Here is a 21,784-nt window from a genome sequence, read left to right as displayed (position 1 = left end):
TGGTAGTTTTTTTTCTCCAGAGTAACAGGGTACAATCGGATATGATCATACATTAAAAAATATGTATTTAAAAATTAAAGAAGATGGCATGAGCTATTTAAATGATTTCAAAATTTAGAATTTATCAACCAAGAAAAATCGCTCGTTAAAAATATAGCCTCACCTTTACATACGTGCTGGCACGTGCTATAGTTGTTTTTGTAAGGAGGTATCGTGCAGAATGCCGCTTACAGGAAAAGAAATTCTTCGGTTATTGAAGAAGAATGGCTGGATTGAGCGAAGGCAGGAAGACTCTCATCATCACCTTTATAAAGATGGCGTTAGAATTACTGTCCCTGTTCATGCCAATCAAGATCTAGGCCGAGGACTTGAGCAAAAAATTTTGAAGGATGCGGGATTGAAATAATCTCGCATTTGATTACAAGAAGGGATTGACTGAAATGTTAAGCGAACCTTTAGCAAAAACATATCCTGCTATTTTTAAACCCGAAGACAGTGGCGGTTACTTCATTGAATTTCCTGATATTCAGGGTGCTTATACAGGAATCAATGAAGATGATATCTCTTATGGAATTGCTATGGCACAAGAGGTATTAGGTATGGTTCTAGCGGACTATATTGAGCACGAAGAGCAAATACCAGAGCCGACGCCGATCAAAGAAGTCTTGGCTGAAAAAGATTCCTTTACGACATTGATTCGTGTAGATGTTGCTAAATATCTAAAGGATACAGAACTTGTCAAAAAGACTTTAACGATACCACGATGGGCCGATACGTTAGGCAAACGTGCGGGGATAAATTTTTCAGTCCTTTTAACGGAATCCATTGCAGATAAAGCGGATGATATTCTTCATTCAGGGAAAAATAATAGATAAGAAAAGAACCTGGACAGACTAGTATCTGTTTGCCTCATCGACTAGTGATAACCATTGAACAAGAAGAAAAGTCTGATTATCACATCTATTAAGTAAAAGAAAACTGCTATTGTCAGTGATATGCTCCCCCTATATAGGACACTGAAATATAAAAGTCCTGTGTAGGGGGTATTTTGTATGCCAAAAAGAAAGATGAAACTCACTCCAGAAAAACGAGTTGAACTAGTAGAGCGCTATTTGAATGGTGAAGCCAGTATTATCAGCTTAGCTCGCACTGCAGGCATTAGTTGGGCTGCTTTAAAAAACTGGATTATGCTTTATGAGAATGGGGGACCTACTGGCTTATTAGCAAGACGGAAGAATACACATTATACGATTGAAACAAAGATTCAGGCTGTAAATGATTACCTAAATGGTTTGGGGAGTCTGTCGGAAATTACTAAGAAATATGGACTAAGACAGTCTAAACAACTACGAGATTGGATAAAGATATATAATACTCATAGAAACTTCAAAACAGGAAGCGGTGGAAGTCAAATGAGTCAATCAAGAAAAACAACCTTCAAAGAACGGGTGGAAATTGTCCACTATTGTATTGTGCATGATCATAACTATGGAAAAACGGCTATCAAGTACCAGGTATCGTACCAACAGGTACGTAATTGGGTACTAAAATTTGAAGAAATGGGCGAAGCCGGCCTAAAAGATCGCCGAGGACATCGAGCTGGAACAGAACCCAGTCGGACACCTGAAGAAGAAATGCGTGATCGACTGGCTGAACAAGAACGCAAAATCAAACGATTAGAAATGGAAAATGACCTCTTAAAAAAAGTAAGGGAGTTAGAAAGGAAGTGGGACTAGACCTCAACCGTCATATCTTTGAATACCAAGCAATTAAGGAACTCCACGATCTCAAAAATTATTCGATAAAATTAATGTGTGATTTTTTTAACGTCTCCAGATCAGCGTATTACCGTTGGTTAAAGCAACCAAAATCAGCTCAAACTATCTTTAACGAACACTTGGCAGACCTAGTAAGATACATCTATGAAGCAGATAATGACAAGGGGTATCGGAGAATCCGAGACGACTTGGTTCAAGATTTTGGTTTGCATGTCAATGACAAAAGAGTCTTACGTATTTGTCGTAATCTTCAAATTAAATCTACCGTCAAACACCATCCAAACGGAATTACTAAAGCTTTCAATAATCCTTATCATATTGCCAAGAACTATCTAAATAGAGATTTCCATGCAGATAAACCAAATGAAAAATGGCTAACTGATGTCAGTGAATTCAAGTACACTCTAGAAAACCAAGTAAAGAAAATTTACCTTAGTGCCATTCTAGACTTAGCAGATCGACGTATTGTCTCTTTTATCATTAGCGATAGAAATGATAATAAGTTGGTTTTTGATACCTTTGACGAAGCGATTCGACTTGAGCCTAAGGCTCATCCGCTATTACATAGCGATCGAGGGTTTCAGTACACCAGTAAAAACATGAGAACTAAAATCAAAAATCAAGGGATGAAACAAAGCATGTCTCGTGTTGCCCATTGTATTGATAATGGGCCAATGGAAGGGTTCTGGGGAACATTGAAACGTGAAAAATACTATCGTCGTAAATTTACAAGTCGCGAAGATCTCGTATCGATGATCGAAGATTACATCAACTACTATAACAATGGCCGTTATCAACGATGCTTGAAATCTAAAACTCCATTACAAGTTCACCAACAGCTTTTAATGGCAGCGTAATAATCGTATTTCTTAGATGTGTGAAATGTCCTTTGTTTCTCACATCTAAGAAATACACCAATCAGGTTTAAACAATGAAAATCAAAAGAACTGTTTGCCACAAAGTTAGCAAACAGCTCTCTAAAAATTTTATTATATTTCCATGTCCACTTGACGGGGAGCCAACCACAGCTCTGATAAAGTTGAGAATAGCAGTTTTTTGATCGCATAATAAATTATACCAAGCCGCAAATATTTGTTACTCCACTGAATCAAAAGCAAAATCCTTTTATTCATCTATGCTAGAATATAGTTATTATCAGATTGTAGGAGGTGGCAAATGGTAGCAAATGAAAGACAAATCGAACGAACGATCCAAGAGTACGTCCCTGGAAAACAGGTCACACTTGCGCATATTATCCCAAATGCAGATCGTGAAGTTTTTACAAAACTTGGATTAAGTGAAGCAAGTAATGCTATCGGTATTTTGACGATCACACCGAGTGAGGCGTCGATTATTGGTGCAGATATCGCAAAAAAATCTGGAGATGTGGCGATTGGTTTCATGGATCGCTTTAGTGGATCAGTCGTTTTTACTGGTGAGGTATCTTCAGTTGAATATGCTTTGCAACAAGTTATCCAAACAATGAGTACGGTTTTGGGGTTTGATACGCCTAATATTACAAAAACCTAAATGGTTGGTAGTTATTTATTTATGAGAGACGATAGGTGAAGAGATGCGTCGAGTGATTTTTATCGGACAAACAGGTAGCGGTAAGACTACATTGTCACAGTGGCTACAAAAGAAAGACATTTCTTATCACAAGACTCAACAAGTGTATTATCTGGATGAGTCAATTGATACACCGGGTGAGTTCATGGAAAATCAGTTTTATTATAATGCGTTGGTCAGTGCTTCAATCGAGGCGGAGGTAGTGGCATTCGTTCAAGATATTACAAGCGCACAAAACTATTTTCCACCTTATTTTTCATCGAGATTCAACAAAGAAGTGATTGGTGTGATCTCCAAAGTCGATTTAGCAGATCAGCAGACGCTAGCAAAAGCCCGTGAATTATTGGAGTTAGCCGGTGCTTCTAAGATATTTGAAGTTTCTACGATAACAGGTTTTGGTTTAGATGAGTTAGAGAAACACTTGTCTACGAATGGATAAAAGCCAAAAACAATTTTTAAAATAAATCGTTTCCGTTATCTATTGACCGCGATTGTGAATTAATGTATAATTGAAAATAATAAAATATGAGCACATGATGTGAAGGGAACAAGGTGCGAATCCTTGACAGACCCTTTTTACTGTATATGCAGACGACCCCTCAATTTAGCCACTTACGGGAAGGCGAGGTAGTAGGATGAAGCAAAGTCAGGATACCTTACATGATGTGAAAGTGATTTTATTGGGAAAATTACTTTGCGAGCCGAACCGATTCCTATTGAACGGTTTGTTTAGTGAAGTGTTTTTTCGAAGACACTTCATTTTTTATTAAACAAAAAGACAGTCGGACAACTGTCTTTCAGTGGATCAGCTCGTTCTTCGAAAGGAAGCAGGAGTTGTTCCGGTCTCTTTTTTGAATAACTTACAGAAATAGCTCGGTTGGGTATAACCGATGCGATAAGCAATTTTTTGAACGCTTAAATTGGTTTGGCGTAATAATTCTTTTGCTTGTTCGATTCTCTGTTTATTAAGGTAGTTGACAAAACTGATGCCTAATTCTTTTTTGAAGAGTCTGCTGAAATAATAATGACTCAAATAGACATGATTTGCCACTTCATCTAAGGTAATATTGCGAGAGAGATTTTTATTGATATATTCGATTGCTTTATTGATTTCTCCATGGTCGGAGTCGATTCGTTTGTTTTTAGACTTAATCGGTTTATGTTCAGCTGTTTTGATATTGAATTTGATTCGATCTCTAGGATGGTTTTCTTCTTTCTCATAATGTTGAGCAATCGTTTCGAAAAGTGAGGCGGCAGCCGTGACCTGTTTTCTGTTCACTACGCGTACCTTATTACGTGCATGCCTCAACTCCGCATGCTCTTTCCAATTCGTGATGGATGGATGAATGCGGTCGATTTGATGATCTTCAATATCTGATACTTTTACTTGCCCAAAAAGTGCAAAACCGTGCAGTTGTCGATCATGGATCAAAGGTAATGAGATATCCGTCAATCCAGCATGGCATTGATAAATGTGTGGTTTTCCAGTCTTTGATGCTTCTAAACCACCGTAAGCATCACACTTTTGACAGAGATGTTTGAATTGTGGATTTGCTCGCATATTTTGGCAAAAAGGAGAAAAATTAAATAGATTTGACGTTTCTTTGCCGTGAATATCAACTAAAACAGCGCCATAATCGACTGCTAATGCAAATTCTTCCAATATCTTTGCTAGTCTATCTGAATGAATTCCTTTTGGATGACCTTGAATCATGCAACAGCCCCCTTTCATGGCACTTATTTTAACAGAAAAACAATGGTTATTGTATAAAACATCACAAATACCACAATTTTGACTATCAAATGACAAGAATTTGATAGATTATTTGGCTTGAATTATTTAAATTTAAGCCTATTTGTCGTGTTTTCTTTTTTTATTCACAGCAAATTATTATTATTATCTCAATAGGTACAAAAAAGATGGGGCAATTATTTCCCATCTTTTTTTATTATGATAGTTTTTGTAAGCGCTACTAAAATTAGGAGGTATGACAATGGGTCAAGAAGCTTTAGGCATGATTGAAACTCGCGGTTTGATTGGATCGATCGAAGCAGCAGATGCGATGGTGAAGGCGGCAAATGTAACGCTGATCGGTACTGAAAAAATCGGTTCAGGTTTAGTCACTGTAATGGTCAGAGGAGATGTAGGTGCAGTAAAAGCCGCAGTTGATGCTGGCGTGACAGCAGCTAGTTCTGTGGGAGAAGTTGTTTCAAATTATGTGATTCCACGCCCTCACTCTGAGGTTGAGAGAGTACTCCCAAATTTAACTGACTGAGGTGATTTAAATGGTTGAAAGCAATGCAGCAGTAGAAGAAATCTTGAAAAAAGTTTTGAATAAAATCGAATCGAATGAAACAAAGGAAACTACATCGGGAGGAACAAGCAAAATGATTGAAAAATATTGTGGATTAACAGAATTTGTCGGTGCATCAGCATTTGGGGATACTATTGGTTTAGTGATCGCAAATGTTGATTCAGCCTTATTGGATACGATGAAATTAGAGAAAAAATATCGATCGATTGGTATCGTAGGTGCTCGTACCGGTGCTGGACCGCATATTTTAGCGGCAGATGAAGCAGTCAAAGCAACAAACACAGAAGTCATCTCGATCGAAATGCCAAGAGATACTAAAGGTGGCGCTGGACATGGTTCGCTTATCATTTTTGGTGGGGATGATGTTTCGGATGTTAAACGAGCGGTAGAAGTGACGTTAAAAGAAGTGGATACTCGCACGTTCGGAGATGTGTATGCGAATGAAGCAGGCCACATTGAATGTCAATACACTGCCAGAGCAAGTTATGCGTGTAACAAAGTATTTGGAACTCCAATCGGCAAATCATTTGGTTTGATCGTTGGTGCACCAGCTGCAATCGGTGTAGTGATGGCAGATACAGCCATGAAGGCGGCGAATATTGAAGTGGTCAGCTATGCGACTCCACAAAATGGACAGAATTTCTCAAATGAAGTCACGATGACATTTAGTGGTGATTCAGGGGCTGTCCGTCAGGCTGTTATTTCTGCTCGCGAAATCGGTATCAAACTATTAGCGACATTAGGTAGTGAGCCAACAAATGATCAGCCATCATATATTTAAATTGGAGAGTGAGTAAATAGATGAAATCGAAACGATTTGAAGAATTATCAAAAAGACCAGTGAACCAAGATGGATTTGTTGATGAGTGGATAGACGAAGGTCTGATTGCCATGCAAAGTCCTAATGATCCAAAACCAAGCATCAAGATCGTTGCGGGTGAAGTCGTTGAATTAGATGGAAAAGCAAAAGAAGACTTTGATTTGATCGATGCTTATATTGCACAGTATGGCATCGACATCACTCGTGCGGAAGAAGTTATGCAAATGTCATCGAAAGAATTAGCGAATAAAATCGTTGATCCAAACATTTGTCGTGAAGAAATCATCCAATTGACGACTTCTGCTACACCGGCAAAAATCAATGAAGTGGTTGGCTACATGAACGTGGTTGAAATGATGATGGCTGTGCAAAAAATGCGTGCTCGCCGTCGTCCTACCACCCAATCTCACGTAACAAACTTACGCGACAACCCAGTGCAGATTGCTGCGGATGCCGCTGAAGGTGCTTTACGTGGGTTTGATGAACAAGAAACCACAGTTGCGGTTGCACGTTATGCACCATTTAATGCCATCTCGATCATGATTGGTTCACAAGTTGGACGTCCAGGGGTGTTGACACAGTGCTCATTGGAAGAAGCAACTGAACTTGACCTTGGTATGAGAGGATTCACAGCTTATGCTGAAACGATCTCAGTTTATGGAACAGAGAAAGTATTTACCGATGGCGATGATACGCCTTGGTCGAAAGGATTCCTTGCCTCATGTTATGCGTCTCGCGGCTTGAAGATGCGTTTCACCTCAGGGACTGGTTCAGAAGTACAAATGGGTTATGCAGAAGGCAAATCGATGTTGTACTTGGAAACTAGATGTATTTATCTGACAAAAGCAGCGGGGGTTCAAGGGTTACAAAATGGTTCGATCAGTTGTATCGGTATTCCAGGTGCGGTGCCATCAGGGATTCGTGCGGTCTTAGCGGAAAACTTGATCGCTATGTTGCTTGACCTTGAAGTGGCCTCTGGAAATGACCAAACATTCTCTCACTCAGATATCCGTCGAACAGCTCGTTTATTGATGCAATTCTTACCAGGGACTGACTATATCTCTTCTGGCTACTCTGCTACTCCGAATTACGACAATATGTTTGCGGGTTCAAACTTTGATGCAGATGATTTCGACGATTACAACATTTTACAACGTGACCTTCGTGTTGATGGTGGTTTACGACCAGTCAAAGAAGCAGAAGTGATCAAAGTTCGTAATAAAGCAGCGAAAGCGATGCAAGCACTATTTGCAGAGTTAGGGTTGCCAACGATCACAGACGAAGAAGTAGAAGCGGCGACTTATGCTCGTGGTTCTGATGACATGCCTGCTCGTGATATGGTTCAAGATATCAAAGGTGCAGAAGAGTTGTTGGCTAGTGGAGCAACTGGTTTAGATCTAGTCAAAGCATTATCTAAAACAGGCTTTGAAGATGTGGCTGTCAGTGTATTGAATCTATTGAAACAACGCGTTGCCGGAGACTTTTTACAAACTTCTTCTATCTTTGATAAAGATTGGAATGTCATTTCTGCTGTCAATGATAAAAATGACTATGCTGGACCAGGAACTGGACACCGTTTAGATGGCTCAGAGTGGGAAAAAGTGAAAGCAATTCCTAACGCAATCAACCCGCAGGATATATAGGAGGAGTATGAAATGGCAGAAATCAACGAAAATTTACTAAGATCGATCATTCAAGAAGTCTTGACTGAAATGGATACAACGAAAAGTGAACAAACAGTTGCGTTCAAAAGTACACCGTCGACGGCTGTAGCGACAGACAACAATTCTGAATCTTGGTTCCGTTCAATCGGTGTCGCACAACCTGGCAATGCACAAGACGAAGTGGTTATTGCAGTTGGACCTGCATTCGCAACATCTCAAACAACGAATATCATTGGTGTGAGCCATAAAGATATCTTGAAACAAGTGATTGCAGGAATCGAAGAAGAAGGGTTGAAAGCCCGTGTAGTCAAAGTTTTCCGTTCATCTGATGTGGCATTTGTCGCAGTTGAGGGAGATAAGCTTTCAGGTTCAGGAATTTGCGTGTCGATCCAATCAAAAGGAACGGCGATCATTCACCAAAAAGATCTACAACCATTGTCAAATCTTGAATTATTCCCGCAAGCGCCACTGATCACGCTGGAAACGTATCGTGCAATCGGTAAGAACGCTGCGAAATATGCAAAAGGCGAATCACCAAATCCAGTGCCGATGATGAATGACCAAATGGCACGTCCGAAATACCAAGCACAATCTGCTTTACTTCACATCAAAGAAACAAAGCATGTTGTCATTGGGAAACCAGCAGAAGAAATTGCTGTAACATTATAACGAGGTGAAACAGATGAACGAACAGACATTAGAAAGCTTGGTAAGAAATATCTTACAAGATATGAACAATAAACCGACTGGGACAACTGAAGTTGCGAATGGCGCCCAAGCGACGACTGCTGATTACCCAATTGCCGTCAAACATCCAGACTGGGTGAAAACAAAAACAGGCAAAACGTTAGAAGATATCACATTAGCTAATGTATTGAACGGTTCTTTAACGCCAGAAGACTTGAAGATCACACCATCGATCTTAAAAGCGCAAGGTGAAATTGCTCATAGTGCAGGACGCAAGACGATTTCTTCTAACTTCGATCGTGCCGCAGAATTGACGGCGGTTCCTGATGAGCGTGTCTTAGCAATGTACAATGCGTTACGTCCGTATCGCTCAAGTAAACAAGAATTGTTAGATATTGCCGACGAATTAGAAACGAAATACCATGCGAAAATCTCTGCTGCTTATTTCCGTGAAGCAAGTGAACATTATGAAACACGTAAGAAGCTCAAAGGGGATAATTAAAGGATCGCCAGTTATCGGGAGGAATGTGCATGAAACGTATTATAGGTATTGATATTGGAAATTCCTCAACGGAGATCGCACTTGCAGAGATCGATACGAATGATCAGGTTCATTTTCTACAATCGGCTATTACTGAAACAACGGGGATCAAAGGAACAAAGAAAAATCTCTTTGGGATCTATAAAGCAATCAATGAAGCTTGCGCTAAAAATGATCTTACGATCTCCGATATCGATTTGATCCGCATCAACGAGGCAACGCCTGTCATTGGTGACGTGGCGATGGAGATGATCACGGAAACGATCATCACCGAATCGACGATGATCGGTCACAACCCAAAAACGCCTGGCGGTCATGGCTTAGGCGTAGGAAAAACGATCAAATTATCAGAATTAGTCCAAAAAACATTCAGCGATGATGACTATGTCGTCGTCGTTGAAAAAGAAATCGAATTTGATCAGGCGGCGAAATGGATCAACCAAATCGTTGAAACGAATATTCGGGTCACAGGTGCGATTCTTCAAAGTGATGATGGGGTTTTAGTCAATAATCGTTTGACTCATAAGATCCCGATCATAGACGAAGTGGCTTATATTGAAAAAATTCCACTAGGCATGTTAGCTGCGGTCGAAGTAGCGCCTGCCGGTCAAGGGGTTGCTCAATTATCGAATCCATATGGTATTGCGACAGTTTTTGAACTGGATTCAGAAGCAACGAAAAGTATCGTTCCTATGGCTCGTGCGTTGATTGGTAATCGTTCTGCCGTTGTGATCAAGACACCTCAAGGGGATGTACAAGCACGAGTGATCCCGGCAGGAAGTATTGAGATTACAGGTGGCAATCGTCGTAAAATCGTTGAAATCTCTGCTGGTGCAGAAGATATCATGACTGCGGTGAGTTCGTTTGCAGAAATCGACAATGTGACTGGTGAGTCAGGAACCAATGTCGGTGGGATGCTCGAAAAAGTTCGACTAACGATGGCGAATTTAACGGAACGCCCCCTCGCAGAAATTTTCATCCAAGACTTACTGGCAGTCGATACTTTTGTGCCGATAGAGGTCAAAGGTGGTGTTGCCGGTGAGTTCTCGATGGAGCAAGCAGTAGGGATTGCTTCGATGGTCAAATCGGATCATTTGCAAATGTCGAAAATCGCACAATCCATTGAAGAAGATTTGAAAACACCTGTTGAAATTGGCGGGGCAGAAGCAGAAGCGGCTATTTTGGGCGCCTTGACGACACCTGGTACAAGCACACCTTTAGCTATTTTGGACTTAGGTGCTGGTTCGACTGATGCGTCGATCATTGGGGAACAAGCGATTTCTGCTACACATTTGGCTGGTGCAGGAGATATGGTGACATTATTGATCAAGTCGGAGTTAGGGATCGACGATATTTACTTGGCAGAAGATATCAAAAAGTATCCTTTGGCAAAAGTAGAGAACATCTTTTATATCCGACATGAAGACGGTAGTGTGCAATTCTTTGAGGAACCGTTAGATCCTCATTTATTTGCGAAAGTTGTCGTTGTCAAACCAGAGGGTCTCATTCCAATTCCACTTGATCTTTCAATCGAAAAAATCAAATTAGTTAGACAGACAGCGAAAAAACGAGTATTTGTAACAAACACGATTCGAGCATTGAAACGAGTAAGTCCAACTGGCAACATCCGTGATATTCCTTTTGTTGTGATCGTTGGAGGATCAGCACTTGATTTTGAGATTCCCCAAATCGTGACAGATGCGTTATCTCACTATGGGTTAGTTGCTGGACAAGGAAATGTCCGTGCGTGTGAAGGTCCTAGAAATGCGGTTGCCACTGGGTTGATCCTTTCACATTTGAGGAGGAATGAACATGGATAGACCGTCGATCATCATCTACGTAAATGGAATAGACGAAGAAATCTTGACTTCGTTACTCTATGGGATAGAAGAAGAAAGCATTCCGTATAAGCTAGAAGCAAAAGTATTTGAAGATGCAGCACAAGCGGCGTATGAAGCGGCTTTAGCTTCTCCTTTACAAGTAGGTATTGGTGGGAGCAGGGACACTCTTTGCATACATCATAAAAGCTTGAAAAAAGAGAAACCTTATCAAGTGTTGGAGCATGTTTCAATTGTCCCTTCTGCGATCTTGAGAAATCTAGGAAGTAATGCTGCTCGAATCGTCAAAGGTATTCCATTAAAATCCTTGGAATTATTGGAGGTGAAACAATGAATCAAGCAATCGGAATGATCGAATCAACAGGATTAGCCAGTGCCATCAACCTTTCTGATATCATGGTGAAATCCGCAAATATTGAACTTTTGAGTATAGAAAAAACAAAAGGTTTTGGCTGGATGACCGTGATGATCCAAGGGGATGTCGGGGCTGTCAAAGCAGCGATCGATGCAGCGAAGTCAGCTGCCATTGGTCTGGATGCTTACGTCTCTTCTCTAGTTATACCAAGACCAGGAGACAATATCCTTGATGTCTTTTCTTCAAAAGAAGCGCAACATGATTCCCTACAAGCAGAGCAACCTGTCATTGATATTGAGGAAACAGCAACGAAGCAAGAACCCTCAATAGACAAAACCACACCAGTGAAGAGTGAAAATGTACCTGTTATCAAGGAAGATAAGAAAGAACCTACTTCACTTAGCACTGATGAAGTGGCAAGCAAAGAAAAAAAGTCAAAAGATTCTTCTAAAAAAGGAAATAAAACTGCAACCAAAAAAAATAAGAAAAACTAGGAGGAACACATAAATGAATGACGCATTAGGAATGATCGAAACAAAAGGTTTAGTAGGGGCTGTCGAGGCAGCTGATGCAATGGTGAAAGCCGCAAACGTACAATTGATCGGAACGGAGAAAATCGGTTCTGGTTTAGTAACGATCATGGTTCGTGGAGATGTTGGTGCGGTTAAAGCAGCGACAGATGCAGGTTCTGCCGCAGCTGAGCGTATAGGTGAAGTGGTTTCTGTACACGTGATCCCTCGCCCTCATCATGATGTGAACAAACTATTAGCAGGTCAAAACAATGCTTGATTTTTCAAAAGCTGAGTTGAAAGAAATCGTTCGGAAGGTGATCGCAGATCTTGATCAAACCTTTCCGATTGGTATCTCTAATCGTCATATCCATTTGACACCTGCTCACTTTGAACAACTTTTCCCAGGACAATCCATCGAAAAATTGCGTGATTTAAAGCAACCAGGTGAATTTGCGGCAAAACAAACGGTGACGTTGATCGGTCCAAAAGGAAAGATCGAAAGAGTGCGGATTCTGGGTCCGTTCCGCAATCGCTCACAAGTAGAAGTATCAAAAACAGATGCACGTCTATTAGGGATCAATCCACCAATCAAACTTTCTGGTGATCTTGATGAAGCAGTAGAAATCACTTTGATGACCGAAGCTGCTTCAATTACGATCCCAGCTACAATCATCGCACAACGTCACATCCATTTGAATCATGAAGATATGAAACGTTTGGATCTGCATAAGGATGAGAGCGTTTCAGTCGAAATTTTATCTGGCGAACGAGGAACTGTCTATCATGAGGTTGCGCTACGCCCGCACGAAAAATTTATCATGGAAATGCACATCGATACAGATGAAGCCAATGCGGCCAATGTCACTACCGAAACTAGAGCAAGGATCATTCGTTGATCAGAAGGAGCAAAAGATGCAAGGAATTGAGAAAGGCAATGAGTTACTAGAATCTTTCAATCAAATCGTCCATTCTTTTGTGCCAACTGGTCACAAAGCGGCCGATGGCTATAAGGTTGGTGTTGATCTGGGCACAGCTTCGATCGTCTTAGTTGTCTTAGATGCTGACAATCAACCATTGTTCGGTTCGTTCAAAGAAGCCAAAGTGATACGTGATGGCTTGGTCGTTGATTATCAAAAAGCAGTAAAGATCGTTGAAGTATTAAGGGAAGAAGCGGAAGCCGCTTTAGGGTTTGCACTTAAAGCAGCTTCCGGGGCTATCCCCCCAGGAACGATCGGCAACAACAAAAAAGTCGTGGCAAACGTCATTGAAAGTGCCGGCATGGAAATCGACCAGTTAGTGGATGAACCATCAGCGGCTGCCTTGACACTTGATATTACAGATGGGGCGGTCATTGATATCGGGGGCGGTACGACGGGGATCAGTGTCCTTAAAAATGGAGAAGTTGCCTTCGTTGATGATGAACCAACTGGTGGTACACATATGACTCTAGTGATCGCCGGTTATCATAGCGTAGATATAGATGACGCAGAAAAAATAAAGAGAAATCCCAAAAATGAAGCAGAAAATTTTACGATTTGTCGTCCAGTGATCCAAAAAATGGCGACCATCGCCAAAAAAATGCTAGATGAACATCCAATAGAGCCGATTTTTGTTGTCGGCGGGGCTGCCTATTTTTCACAGTTTGAAGAAGAAATGAGTAGCGTCATTGGTAAGAAAGTATTGAAACCTGTTCATCCGCAATTCGTTACACCGATCGGCATAGCGATGGCCTCAAAAGTCATTGTGGAATAGGAGTTTCGTATGGAAGATATTGTTCAAAAAGTAGTGGGTTGGCTAATAAAAAGAGAAAAAAGTACATTGTTCGTATCAACTGATTCCGTTCAAACGGATTCGATCAGCCCTTTTTTGTCGAATAAATATATCTATGTCAAAAATTGCGACTGCTTCTTTTTAACGAAATTTGCAACAAAAAATGAGAACGACCCATTCGTACGATGGCTATTTCGTAGCTTGGACTACGGTTGTGAGCTTAGATTTCAATGCTCTTTTTCGGATCTGACTTTGATACCTGTAGAAATCTTCCATTATAACGTCGAAGTTTTTACAGTTGCTGAAAAACCATGTTATGCCTTTTCAAATCGGTATATCACTTACAAGCAAGTGGCTGTTTTACCGAATCAAGCAGCGTTGATACTTTCAACGAATCAAAACTTTACATTATTGGCGCAAGAAAAAATTCAGGAAAAACAGATGACTATCTGTAAAAGGAGCGGATCGCAATGTTAATGGGAAAAATTATTGGTAGCGTTGTTTCTACTCAAAAAGATTCCTCTCTTGTAGGCAAAAAATTAATGATCGTGCAACCGATAAATGCTCAAAAAGAGGCAGTACGTTTTCAACAAGTGGCAGCTGATACGGTAGGTGCTGGAATTGGTGATTATGTTCTGTTAAATAGCGGTAGTTCAGCGAGACATTTATTCTCGGAGCCATCAGAAGCGGTGGATTGTGCGATTGTTGGTATCATCGATACGTTTGATATGTAAGGAAGTGAAAAGAATGCCGATCTATACAAAAACTGGTGATCAAGGAATGACGAGCCTTTTTGATGGGACACGAGTAAAAAAAGCAAGTTTACGAGTAGAAGTCTATGGAACGTTTGACGAGTGCTGTGCGCAAATCAGCTTGGCACAAAAAATGTTGAAAAATCCAGAAAGCCAACAAGCGCTTGACTGGGTGCAAAATAAACTTTTTCAGATGAACGCAGAATTAGCGACAGCAACAAAAAAGGATAAATTAGCGCATAAAAGCGACTTGATCTCTGCGGAAGATATTCATCAATTGGAAATCTGGATCGATGAAAAAACAGCAAAACTACCAGAAATCCATGAATTTATTTTGCCTGGAAAAAGTCTAGCAGGGGCGCAGTTGCATGTTGCTCGGACGGTTTGCCGTCGTGGGGAACGTGTTCTTGATCGCTTTATGGAAAACGAAGAAGTCCGTTCAGAACTCAGCAAGTTTGCCAACCGTTTATCTGATTGTCTGTACTCTTTTGCCCGTGAAGCAGATCATGAACAGGAACAAGAAGTGCTGCTTAATCAAATCATCCGTCGTTATCAAGAACGGGTGCAACAACCAAAGATCAAACTTGATTTTGAAGAGATCGTTCACGCGTGTATCGATCATGCGAATTGTTTGAGCGTACCGGTTTCTATTGCAATCGTTGATAAAAACGGGGCTTTGAAACAATTCTATCGAATGGACGATGCACTGATTGTGAGTGAAAGCATGGCAATCAAAAAGGCTTATACAACGGTCTCAATGAAAGCTGACACCCACGAACTAACGGAGTTGGTACAACCAAACCAGCCGCTTTTCCAATTAGAAACATTAAGTGATGGAAAGCTTGTGACCTTTGGTGGTGGATTCCTTCTCAAAGATGGGCAAGGAAACATTGTTGGTGGTATTGGTGTGAGCGGTGGTAGTCCAGATCAAGATATGGAAATTGCAACAAAAGGAATCAAAAAGTTTAAGGAGCGAGCATGATGGGCGAAGAACAATTAAAAGAACAAATCATGAAAGTGATTCAAGGAATCCTTTTAGAAGAACCGACTACCGCAACAGTTGCAACTTCTTCCGTCGGGATTTTTCCAACGGTTGATACAGCAGTTGCCGCAGCAAAAGTAGCACAAGAGCGTTTAGATGACTTGTCATTGGAACAGCGAAGAGCAATCATTGCTGCGATTCGTACTGGAATGACGCCGCATATCGAAACAATTGCTCGTGAAACAGTGGAAGAGACGAAAATGGGAAGATATGAAGATAAGATCCAAAAATTGACTCTTGCGATCAACAAGACACCAGGTGTCGAAGATCTTATTACTGAAGCGGTCACTGGTGACAACGGAATGACCCTTTATGAGTTATCTCCGTATGGCGTGATCGGTGCGGTGACACCAAGTACTAATCCGGCAGAAACGTTGATCTGTAATGCAATCGGAATGATTGCAGCAGGCAATGCTATTTATTTCAGTGTCCATCCAGGCGCGAAGCGCATTTCTGGCTGGGTCGTTTCAAAATTGAATGAATTGATTTATCAAAGCTGTGGCATCCATAACTTGGTTGTAACGATCGAAAAACCTTCGATTGAAGCTGCTCAAGAGATGATGTCCCATCCAGACATTTCACTATTAGTGATCACAGGCGGTCCTGGTGTGGTGAGACAAGCAATGAAGAGTGGTAAGAAAACGATTGCTGCTGGAGAAGGCAATCCACCTTCACTTGTTGATGAAACCGCCGATCTTGATAAGGCAGCGGCAGATATTGTCTTGGGTGCATCTTTTGATAATAATATTTTATGTACGGCAGAGAAAAGTGTCGTTGCTGTCGAACAAGTCGTTGACTACTTGATTTTACAAATGGAAAAACAAGGGGCTTATTATGTAGGTGATGAACAAATCATTCAACGATTGATCGAACAGATGATTGCGGAAAATGGTGCGCCTAACCGACAGTTTGTCGGTAAAAACGCGAGCGAGATCTTAGCCGCCGTAGGTGTCCATGTATCAGCGGACATTCGAGTGATCATCATGAAAACACAGAAAGATCATCCATTTGTTGTCAAAGAAATGTTGATGCCGATCTTACCGATCGTGACTGTAAAAGATTTTGATGAAGCATTACCGACAGCATTAGGAATCGAAAATAAATGTCACCATACAGCAACGATGCACTCCCAAAATATTCAACGATTGAACCTTGCAGCGAAAAAATTCCAAACCTCGATCTTTGTAAAAAATGGCTCTTCATTTGCAGGATTAGGATTTGGTGGCGAAGGTCCAACCACATTCACGATTGCAACACCAACCGGCGAGTGTACGACGACTGCTAGAAATTTTGCTAGAAAACGTCGTTGTGTATTAACGGACGGATTTTCGATTCGTTAGGAGGAAACAGTTTGAATCAATGGTCAATGAAAACAAAAGTAGCTGTAACAACAGACATCGTTAAAAGGTTCGAACGTTTTTCAGACGAAACTGTCTTGTTCGTTTTTGATCCTTTTTTGAAAAGCAATCAAAAAGTACGTGAAATGATTGCATATCTAGAACAAAAAAATCGCGTGATCACTTTTACGGAGATCGTGCCAGATCCGCCGATTGAAAAAGTGGTAACAGGCATGCAAATGGCTTTGCAAGCTGAGCCAACCGTTGTGATCGCAATTGGCGGTGGTTCAGCGTTAGACACGGCAAAAGGGATCATCTATTTCTATCAGAAGGTAGCAAAGCAATCAATCAATTATTTTGTTGCGATCCCAACAACGAGTGGCACTGGATCTGAAGTGACCAGTGCAGCTGTGATCACCGATACGGCAAACAAAATCAAATATCCGATATTTGCTGAAGAGTTGATTCCTGACGAAGCAATCTTATCCATTGATTTTGTGATGACAAGCCCACCTTCGATCACGGCATACAGTGGTTTGGATGTCTTGACTCATGCCTTAGAAGCATTGGTCGCAAAAGGTCGAACAAATTATTCTTCTGCGCTTGCAGAAAAAGCAATCACGCTTGTCTTTTCGAATTTAGTTGAGTGTGTTAAAAATGGCCAAAATGAAGATGCACGCATCCAAATGCACGAAGCAGCAACACTTGCTGGAGTGGCTTTTGACAATGCTGGTTTAGGTGTTTGCCATGCTTTAGCACATCAAGTCGGCGCGCTTTTCAAAGTTCCTCATGGTTTAGCAAATGCGATGTTGTTACCACATGTCGTTTTAGCGAATGCCAAAGATTGGACGGCAAAGTCTTTATACGCTGATGTGTCAAGAAAACTTAAATTATGTACGAACGGTCTTTCAGACGAAGTGGCTGTGATCAAATTAGTAGATGCCATCAAGCGATTGAGTAAAGATTCTGGGGTGCCAGCAACATTGGCCGAATGGAACATCGAAGAATCAACAGCGATCAGAGCAGCGGAACAAGTAGCTGACAATGCGATGAACGATTTTACTTTCCAATCGAATCCAATCTCGTTTGATCGTACAAAACTAAAAGAAATCTATCATAAAATCGTTTGAAAAGGGGTACAAAAATGGATAATACAGTATTAGGTGAATTTATTGGAACGTTAGTCTTAACACTTTTCGGTTGTGGTGTTGGTTGTAGCATCAACTTGAAGAAGACTTTGGCCAAAGGAGTTGGTACCAATTGGGTATTAGTTGCGTTTGGCTGGGGTGTTGCCGTGATGTTAGGGATTTATTCTGCGGGCTACTTTGGATCGCCAGGTCATTTGAATCCTGCGGTTTCGATTGCTTTTGCGATTGGCGGACTTTTTGAATGGAATATGGTTGTACCATTTGTTTTAGCGCAATTTGCAGGTGCTTTTTTAGGTGCATTGATCGCTGCAATCTCATTTATGGCTCACTTTAAAGAAACCGGACCAGATGAAGGAAACTCCGTAGGCATCTTTGCTACAGGTCCAGCAATCGACGCACCTATTGCGAATGTCATCAGTGAGATCATTGCAACATTTGCATTTATCTTCACCTTATTGTTACTTCCAGCGGGAGACTTCCCAGGAGGATTCCAACCAGTTGTTGCATTGTTCTTGCTAGTAGGAATTTCATTTTCATTTGGTTCGACAACAGGCTACGCGATCAATCCAGCGCGTGACCTTGGTCCGCGTTTGATGTATACATTGATGCCATTACCAAATAAAAACACTGACTATAACTGGAAATACGCATGGGTACCATTAGTAGGCCCGATCGTTGGTGCAACGATTGCTGTGCTTTTAGTAAACATTCTGTAAAAGATTAGATTGAGGGGTAAAGCATTGAAAGAATTAATTATTGCAATCAATTCAGGAAGTTCTTCGTTAAAGTTTCAAGTCTATGAGTTTCCTGAAGAAAAAAAGATCGCCAAGGGATTGTTCGAACGAATCGGGTTAGCAAGCTCCATGGATTTGACGTATTCTTTAGACGGTGGTAAAAGCAGTCGCTCAGTTAAAGGTGAAACACATGAAGATGCAGTCAAGTATTTACTAGATTTTTTATTGGAAGAAAAAATCGTTGCTGATTTGTCAGAAATCACTGGTGTCGGCCATCGTGTCGCTCATGGTGGAGAATTCTTCAAAGGGTCCTGTATCGTTGAGGATGAATCATTGAAAAAAATCAAATCGCTTTCTCATTTAGCACCGTTGCACAACCCAATCAACATCATGGGGATCGAAGCGTTCAAAAATAATTTGCCAGCTTGTCCGCAAGTGGCTGTTTTCGATACGTCATTCCACCAAACAATGCCAGAAGAAAACTATCTTTATCCAATTCCTTATAAATTATATGAGGAAGAGGGAATTCGCCGTTTCGGATTTCATGGGACAAGTCATCAATTTGTGGCGACGGAAGCTGCCAAGTCTTTAGGTAAAAAGCTTGAGGATTTAAAAATCATTTCCTGTCATTTAGGAAATGGGGGGAGTATTTGCGGGATCAAGAATGGCCAGTCTGTTATTACTAGTATGGGATTCACTCCTTTAGCAGGTATTATGATGGGTACTCGCTGTGGCGATATCGATCCTTCCATCGTGACCTATCTAGGCAGAGAAAAACAGATGAGCTTCGCAGAAATCGAGCAGATGATGAACCAAGACTCAGGATTCAAAGGAGTTTCTGGCATCAGTAGTGATGCTCGTGACATCGAAGAAGCTTTTGAGCAGGGCGATCCAAAAGCGGTTTTAGCAATGAACATGTTTTGTGGTCGCGTAAAACAGATGATCGGTGCTTACGCTGCTGAACTAGGCGGACTTGATGTGTTGATCTTCACGGCTGGCATCGGAGAGAACTCGCCAATCATTCGTCAACTATCGTGTGAAGGCTTGTCATTCTTTGGCGTAACCGTTGATGAAGAAAGAAACAATGCAAGACAATCAATTGTCAGTCAAGAAAATGGTCGAGTGGCTGTCATGATTGTACCGACGAATGAAGAACGTATGATTGTCCGTGAGACGAATCAATTGATTTCGAAATAAAATAGTCGATCAACATCCTTATGAATACATGATGTAAAACGCATTCTAAAAGACTTTAAAAAGCTTTTAGAATGCGTTTTAAAGCTGATACATTTGTTTTACAAGTAGTGGAAAAGACCATTAAAAGTTTTCAGCAGATGACAACCAATAGTGAGACAAAAGGACCCATCTACGTATTGATTTAGATGGGTCCTTTTTCTCTGATGTCAAGTAAAAACTAGTTGGATCGGGCTATAGTTATTTCTAGGAGTGTAGCCCTTATTTAAAGCATATCTTGACTAGTCTGCTACTGTCAGCTGGCGATGATTTTTAATGCTCTCTAGTACGTTTTCTTGCTGCTTTTCAAAGGTTACTGTAATTTGAAAAAAATCCTATTTGTAAAATCATTAAATTCAATAAGCGTATCGTCCCCAATCGGAACGAGCAATGCAACTTTGCCTTTGTCCGTACCACCTTCGTACAAATCTTTGTTCCCAAATTCTTCGTTGCCTAAGTAGCTATAGCTTTCCTGATTGACTTCTTCACCAGTTGAACTAACTGGTACGAATCTAGAAAAAGCGCGATATGGCTCATCTTGGCTCCCTTTATTGACAGTTAGCTCTGCATCAAAAACTACCCATTCTTTTCCTTCTGGTGCTGGTTCATTGTACTCATCCATGCTGATCATATAATTATACGCTTCTTCACCACGGACAACGTTACTGATGGTTAAGGAAATATTTGTATCGATTTCTTCATATTCGTCATCATAATAAACAGTGTCGAACGTGATCGGGTTGTCGAGGGGCACAGGGTTTGAGCGTTTGCCAAAAGCAGAATCACCTGACGCGTCATCCGAGCCGCTTAGTTCAGTTGAGTTATCAGTGATATCTACGAGAGATGAATCATCTGTTGCGTCTTTATCAGTTGTGGTGCTGTCTGAAGAAGTAGAAGATGTTGCTGTTTTACTTTTATCATATGGCTTCAGAACAATTTTTTTATCTTCCTCGTTATCTTTGGTAGGTGTGAGAATAATATTTTTATCTTCTTTTGTTACTGTATACTTACCTGTTTCCCCGTCGTTTTCCCAGGTCATGATATTTCCTTCTAACGTGTATTCAAACTTATGTTGAAATTCTTCAAGCATGCTTTTCGCAAATTCTTCACCCAAGGCTTCCCATTCATTGGTAGCGGTCGATTGGTAAGAAGAAGGATCAATGCGAAACGATACCACATGATTTGAGAAAGAGGCAATCATGTCTACTTCCTCCAATTCTTCAATCAGCCAATCATTGGCTTTCAGGTCATCAACACTGACTTGCTTTCCACAGGCAGCTAGAAATAGTAGAACGAACAATAACACGGAACGACTAACGATTTTTTTCATTTTTTTCCCCCAAAAAATTATTTTCACTACTATGTAAATGTAGTAGTTACCAAAAATGGTTAACACAAGGTGCGGTTAGAAAACGTATTCAATTTGTGATGAACGAGCTTTTGTATCTAATTTTTTGTCGCTTCATCGAAAACACACTAATATTATATCTTTATCTAATGAATAATACAAGACGTGATAATATTACGTTTGTTTTTTATAGTTTAAAAAAATAGAGAATATGTAAATTAGTGTAAAATAATTGTTGTTTAGGATTTTTCGAAGTTAAATATATTTGAAAAATAGAAGCTTGTTAAATGGTTTTACATTAAAAAATAACAATAAAATGTAAAGTTAAAAGATTGCCTATG

Annotated in this window: 26 protein-coding genes and 1 riboswitch; of the genes, 24 read left to right on the top strand and 2 right to left on the bottom strand. The window is 40.6% G+C overall.

The window, feature by feature from the left end:
• Positions 1–220: 220 nt before the first annotated feature.
• From IGK77_RS08120 to IGK77_RS08095, 6 genes are all read left to right on the top strand, one after another.
• Positions 221–406: a type II toxin-antitoxin system HicA family toxin gene (locus IGK77_RS08120; RefSeq protein ID WP_074799127.1), complete on the top strand. Its 186-nt coding sequence runs from the start codon at positions 221–223 to the stop codon at positions 404–406.
• A gap of 34 nt (positions 407–440) precedes the next feature.
• On the top strand, positions 441–875 hold the full coding sequence (locus tag IGK77_RS08115; protein WP_074799126.1) for a type II toxin-antitoxin system HicB family antitoxin: 435 nt from the start codon (positions 441–443) through the stop codon (positions 873–875).
• Positions 876–1,052: 177 nt separating this feature from the next.
• Positions 1,053–1,736, top strand: a complete 684-nt coding sequence (locus tag IGK77_RS08110) for a transposase (RefSeq protein WP_438712849.1) — start codon at positions 1,053–1,055, stop codon at positions 1,734–1,736.
• Complete coding sequence (locus IGK77_RS08105; RefSeq protein WP_218150058.1) at positions 1,727–2,635, top strand: IS3 family transposase; 909 nt, start codon at positions 1,727–1,729, stop codon at positions 2,633–2,635. Before IGK77_RS08110 ends, IGK77_RS08105 begins: the two co-directional genes overlap by 10 nt.
• A 319-nt stretch (positions 2,636–2,954) precedes the next feature.
• Positions 2,955–3,308: a BMC domain-containing protein gene (locus tag IGK77_RS08100; RefSeq protein ID WP_071867470.1), complete on the top strand. Its 354-nt coding sequence runs from the start codon at positions 2,955–2,957 to the stop codon at positions 3,306–3,308.
• 43 nt (positions 3,309–3,351) lie between these two features.
• On the top strand, positions 3,352–3,786 hold the full coding sequence (locus IGK77_RS08095) for a EutP/PduV family microcompartment system protein (RefSeq protein ID WP_074799124.1): 435 nt from the start codon (positions 3,352–3,354) through the stop codon (positions 3,784–3,786).
• Positions 3,787–3,856: 70 nt separating this feature from the next.
• A riboswitch (cobalamin riboswitch) is annotated at positions 3,857–4,024 on the top strand.
• 128 nt (positions 4,025–4,152) lie between these two features.
• Here IGK77_RS08095 and IGK77_RS08090 read toward each other — a convergent pair.
• A complete protein-coding gene (locus IGK77_RS08090; RefSeq protein ID WP_074799122.1) occupies positions 4,153–5,061 on the bottom strand; it encodes a PocR ligand-binding domain-containing protein in 909 nt (302 codons plus the stop codon).
• A gap of 280 nt (positions 5,062–5,341) precedes the next feature.
• On the opposite strand from IGK77_RS08090, the gene IGK77_RS08085 reads away from it, so the two are divergent.
• From IGK77_RS08085 to IGK77_RS08000, 18 genes are read left to right on the top strand one after another with little or no spacing between them, the layout of a single operon-like run.
• A complete protein-coding gene (locus tag IGK77_RS08085; protein ID WP_071867467.1) occupies positions 5,342–5,623 on the top strand; it encodes a BMC domain-containing protein in 282 nt (93 codons plus the stop codon).
• A gap of 10 nt (positions 5,624–5,633) precedes the next feature.
• Entirely contained in the window at positions 5,634–6,443 is an 810-nt protein-coding gene (gene pduB / locus IGK77_RS08080) for a propanediol utilization microcompartment protein PduB (protein ID WP_074799120.1), read from the top strand.
• Positions 6,444–6,463: 20 nt separating this feature from the next.
• A complete protein-coding gene (locus IGK77_RS08075; protein ID WP_071867465.1) occupies positions 6,464–8,125 on the top strand; it encodes a propanediol/glycerol family dehydratase large subunit in 1,662 nt (553 codons plus the stop codon).
• Positions 8,126–8,137: 12 nt separating this feature from the next.
• Positions 8,138–8,815 carry a propanediol/glycerol family dehydratase medium subunit gene (locus IGK77_RS08070; RefSeq protein WP_074799118.1) on the top strand — a complete coding sequence of 226 codons (678 nt, stop codon included), beginning with the start codon at positions 8,138–8,140 and terminating at the stop codon, positions 8,813–8,815.
• Positions 8,816–8,828: 13 nt separating this feature from the next.
• Positions 8,829–9,335: a diol dehydratase small subunit gene (locus IGK77_RS08065; RefSeq protein ID WP_071867463.1), complete on the top strand. Its 507-nt coding sequence runs from the start codon at positions 8,829–8,831 to the stop codon at positions 9,333–9,335.
• A 29-nt stretch (positions 9,336–9,364) separates the two neighbouring features.
• Positions 9,365–11,194, top strand: coding sequence for a diol dehydratase reactivase subunit alpha (locus IGK77_RS08060; RefSeq protein WP_074799116.1), 1,830 nt, complete (start codon positions 9,365–9,367; stop codon positions 11,192–11,194).
• Positions 11,187–11,546, top strand: coding sequence for a glycerol dehydratase reactivase beta/small subunit family protein (locus IGK77_RS08055; RefSeq protein WP_074799115.1), 360 nt, complete (start codon positions 11,187–11,189; stop codon positions 11,544–11,546). The genes IGK77_RS08060 and IGK77_RS08055 overlap by 8 nt, the downstream gene beginning before the upstream one ends.
• Complete coding sequence (locus tag IGK77_RS08050; protein ID WP_074799112.1) at positions 11,543–12,061, top strand: BMC domain-containing protein; 519 nt, start codon at positions 11,543–11,545, stop codon at positions 12,059–12,061. The genes IGK77_RS08055 and IGK77_RS08050 overlap by 4 nt, the downstream gene beginning before the upstream one ends.
• Positions 12,062–12,074: 13 nt before the next feature.
• A complete protein-coding gene (locus IGK77_RS08045) occupies positions 12,075–12,356 on the top strand; it encodes a BMC domain-containing protein (RefSeq protein WP_438713134.1) in 282 nt (93 codons plus the stop codon).
• A complete protein-coding gene (gene pduL, locus IGK77_RS08040) occupies positions 12,349–12,975 on the top strand; it encodes a phosphate propanoyltransferase (protein WP_074799108.1) in 627 nt (208 codons plus the stop codon). The genes IGK77_RS08045 and pduL overlap by 8 nt, the downstream gene beginning before the upstream one ends.
• Positions 12,976–12,991: 16 nt before the next feature.
• Positions 12,992–13,831, top strand: a complete 840-nt coding sequence (eutJ, locus tag IGK77_RS08035) for an ethanolamine utilization protein EutJ (protein WP_115357683.1) — start codon at positions 12,992–12,994, stop codon at positions 13,829–13,831.
• A 9-nt stretch (positions 13,832–13,840) separates the two neighbouring features.
• Complete coding sequence (gene pduM, locus IGK77_RS08030; RefSeq protein ID WP_071867456.1) at positions 13,841–14,326, top strand: PduM family microcompartment protein; 486 nt, start codon at positions 13,841–13,843, stop codon at positions 14,324–14,326.
• Positions 14,320–14,583, top strand: a complete 264-nt coding sequence (locus tag IGK77_RS08025) for a EutN/CcmL family microcompartment protein (protein ID WP_071867455.1) — start codon at positions 14,320–14,322, stop codon at positions 14,581–14,583. Before pduM ends, IGK77_RS08025 begins: the two co-directional genes overlap by 7 nt.
• 13 nt (positions 14,584–14,596) lie before the next feature.
• Complete coding sequence (locus IGK77_RS08020) at positions 14,597–15,583, top strand: cob(I)yrinic acid a,c-diamide adenosyltransferase (protein WP_074799104.1); 987 nt, start codon at positions 14,597–14,599, stop codon at positions 15,581–15,583.
• Positions 15,583–16,983 (top strand): aldehyde dehydrogenase family protein, encoded by a 1,401-nt coding sequence (locus tag IGK77_RS08015; protein WP_074799102.1) that lies wholly within the window; start codon positions 15,583–15,585, stop codon positions 16,981–16,983. The genes IGK77_RS08020 and IGK77_RS08015 overlap by 1 nt, the downstream gene beginning before the upstream one ends.
• 11 nt (positions 16,984–16,994) lie before the next feature.
• A complete protein-coding gene (locus IGK77_RS08010; protein ID WP_074799100.1) occupies positions 16,995–18,110 on the top strand; it encodes a 1-propanol dehydrogenase PduQ in 1,116 nt (371 codons plus the stop codon).
• A 14-nt stretch (positions 18,111–18,124) separates the two neighbouring features.
• Positions 18,125–18,844 (top strand): MIP/aquaporin family protein, encoded by a 720-nt coding sequence (locus tag IGK77_RS08005; protein ID WP_074799098.1) that lies wholly within the window; start codon positions 18,125–18,127, stop codon positions 18,842–18,844.
• 24 nt (positions 18,845–18,868) lie between these two features.
• A complete protein-coding gene (locus tag IGK77_RS08000) occupies positions 18,869–20,059 on the top strand; it encodes an acetate/propionate family kinase (RefSeq protein WP_074799097.1) in 1,191 nt (396 codons plus the stop codon).
• A 349-nt stretch (positions 20,060–20,408) separates the two neighbouring features.
• Here the strand turns inward: IGK77_RS08000 and IGK77_RS07995 are convergent, their stop codons facing one another.
• Complete coding sequence (locus IGK77_RS07995) at positions 20,409–21,425, bottom strand: hypothetical protein (RefSeq protein ID WP_074799095.1); 1,017 nt, start codon at positions 21,423–21,425, stop codon at positions 20,409–20,411.
• Positions 21,426–21,784: the final 359 nt, after the last annotated feature.

It is taken from the genome of Enterococcus sp. DIV0806c, assembly GCF_051710905.1.
Taxonomy (GTDB): Bacteria; Bacillota; Bacilli; order Lactobacillales; family Enterococcaceae; genus Enterococcus_B; species Enterococcus_B mundtii.
Note: the sequence above shows the minus strand (reverse complement) of the source record. Positions and strands in the feature narration are given on the sequence as shown.

Coding starts and splice junctions, on each gene's coding strand:
- IGK77_RS08120 (WP_074799127.1), top strand. CDS start 221: ATGCCGCTTACAGGAAAAGAAATTCTTCGGTTATTGAAGAAGAATGGC.
- IGK77_RS08115 (WP_074799126.1), top strand. CDS start 441: ATGTTAAGCGAACCTTTAGCAAAAACATATCCTGCTATTTTTAAACCC.
- IGK77_RS08110 (WP_438712849.1), top strand. CDS start 1,053: ATGCCAAAAAGAAAGATGAAACTCACTCCAGAAAAACGAGTTGAACTA.
- IGK77_RS08100 (WP_071867470.1), top strand. CDS start 2,955: ATGGTAGCAAATGAAAGACAAATCGAACGAACGATCCAAGAGTACGTC.
- IGK77_RS08095 (WP_074799124.1), top strand. CDS start 3,352: ATGCGTCGAGTGATTTTTATCGGACAAACAGGTAGCGGTAAGACTACA.
- IGK77_RS08090 (WP_074799122.1), bottom strand. CDS start 5,061: ATGATTCAAGGTCATCCAAAAGGAATTCATTCAGATAGACTAGCAAAG.
- IGK77_RS08085 (WP_071867467.1), top strand. CDS start 5,342: ATGGGTCAAGAAGCTTTAGGCATGATTGAAACTCGCGGTTTGATTGGA.
- pduB (WP_074799120.1), top strand. CDS start 5,634: ATGGTTGAAAGCAATGCAGCAGTAGAAGAAATCTTGAAAAAAGTTTTG.
- IGK77_RS08075 (WP_071867465.1), top strand. CDS start 6,464: ATGAAATCGAAACGATTTGAAGAATTATCAAAAAGACCAGTGAACCAA.
- IGK77_RS08070 (WP_074799118.1), top strand. CDS start 8,138: ATGGCAGAAATCAACGAAAATTTACTAAGATCGATCATTCAAGAAGTC.
- IGK77_RS08065 (WP_071867463.1), top strand. CDS start 8,829: ATGAACGAACAGACATTAGAAAGCTTGGTAAGAAATATCTTACAAGAT.
- IGK77_RS08060 (WP_074799116.1), top strand. CDS start 9,365: ATGAAACGTATTATAGGTATTGATATTGGAAATTCCTCAACGGAGATC.
- IGK77_RS08055 (WP_074799115.1), top strand. CDS start 11,187: ATGGATAGACCGTCGATCATCATCTACGTAAATGGAATAGACGAAGAA.
- IGK77_RS08050 (WP_074799112.1), top strand. CDS start 11,543: ATGAATCAAGCAATCGGAATGATCGAATCAACAGGATTAGCCAGTGCC.
- IGK77_RS08045 (WP_438713134.1), top strand. CDS start 12,075: ATGAATGACGCATTAGGAATGATCGAAACAAAAGGTTTAGTAGGGGCT.
- pduL (WP_074799108.1), top strand. CDS start 12,349: ATGCTTGATTTTTCAAAAGCTGAGTTGAAAGAAATCGTTCGGAAGGTG.
- eutJ (WP_115357683.1), top strand. CDS start 12,992: ATGCAAGGAATTGAGAAAGGCAATGAGTTACTAGAATCTTTCAATCAA.
- pduM (WP_071867456.1), top strand. CDS start 13,841: ATGGAAGATATTGTTCAAAAAGTAGTGGGTTGGCTAATAAAAAGAGAA.
- IGK77_RS08025 (WP_071867455.1), top strand. CDS start 14,320: ATGTTAATGGGAAAAATTATTGGTAGCGTTGTTTCTACTCAAAAAGAT.
- IGK77_RS08020 (WP_074799104.1), top strand. CDS start 14,597: ATGCCGATCTATACAAAAACTGGTGATCAAGGAATGACGAGCCTTTTT.
- IGK77_RS08015 (WP_074799102.1), top strand. CDS start 15,583: ATGGGCGAAGAACAATTAAAAGAACAAATCATGAAAGTGATTCAAGGA.
- IGK77_RS08005 (WP_074799098.1), top strand. CDS start 18,125: ATGGATAATACAGTATTAGGTGAATTTATTGGAACGTTAGTCTTAACA.
- IGK77_RS07995 (WP_074799095.1), bottom strand. CDS start 21,425: ATGAAAAAAATCGTTAGTCGTTCCGTGTTATTGTTCGTTCTACTATTT.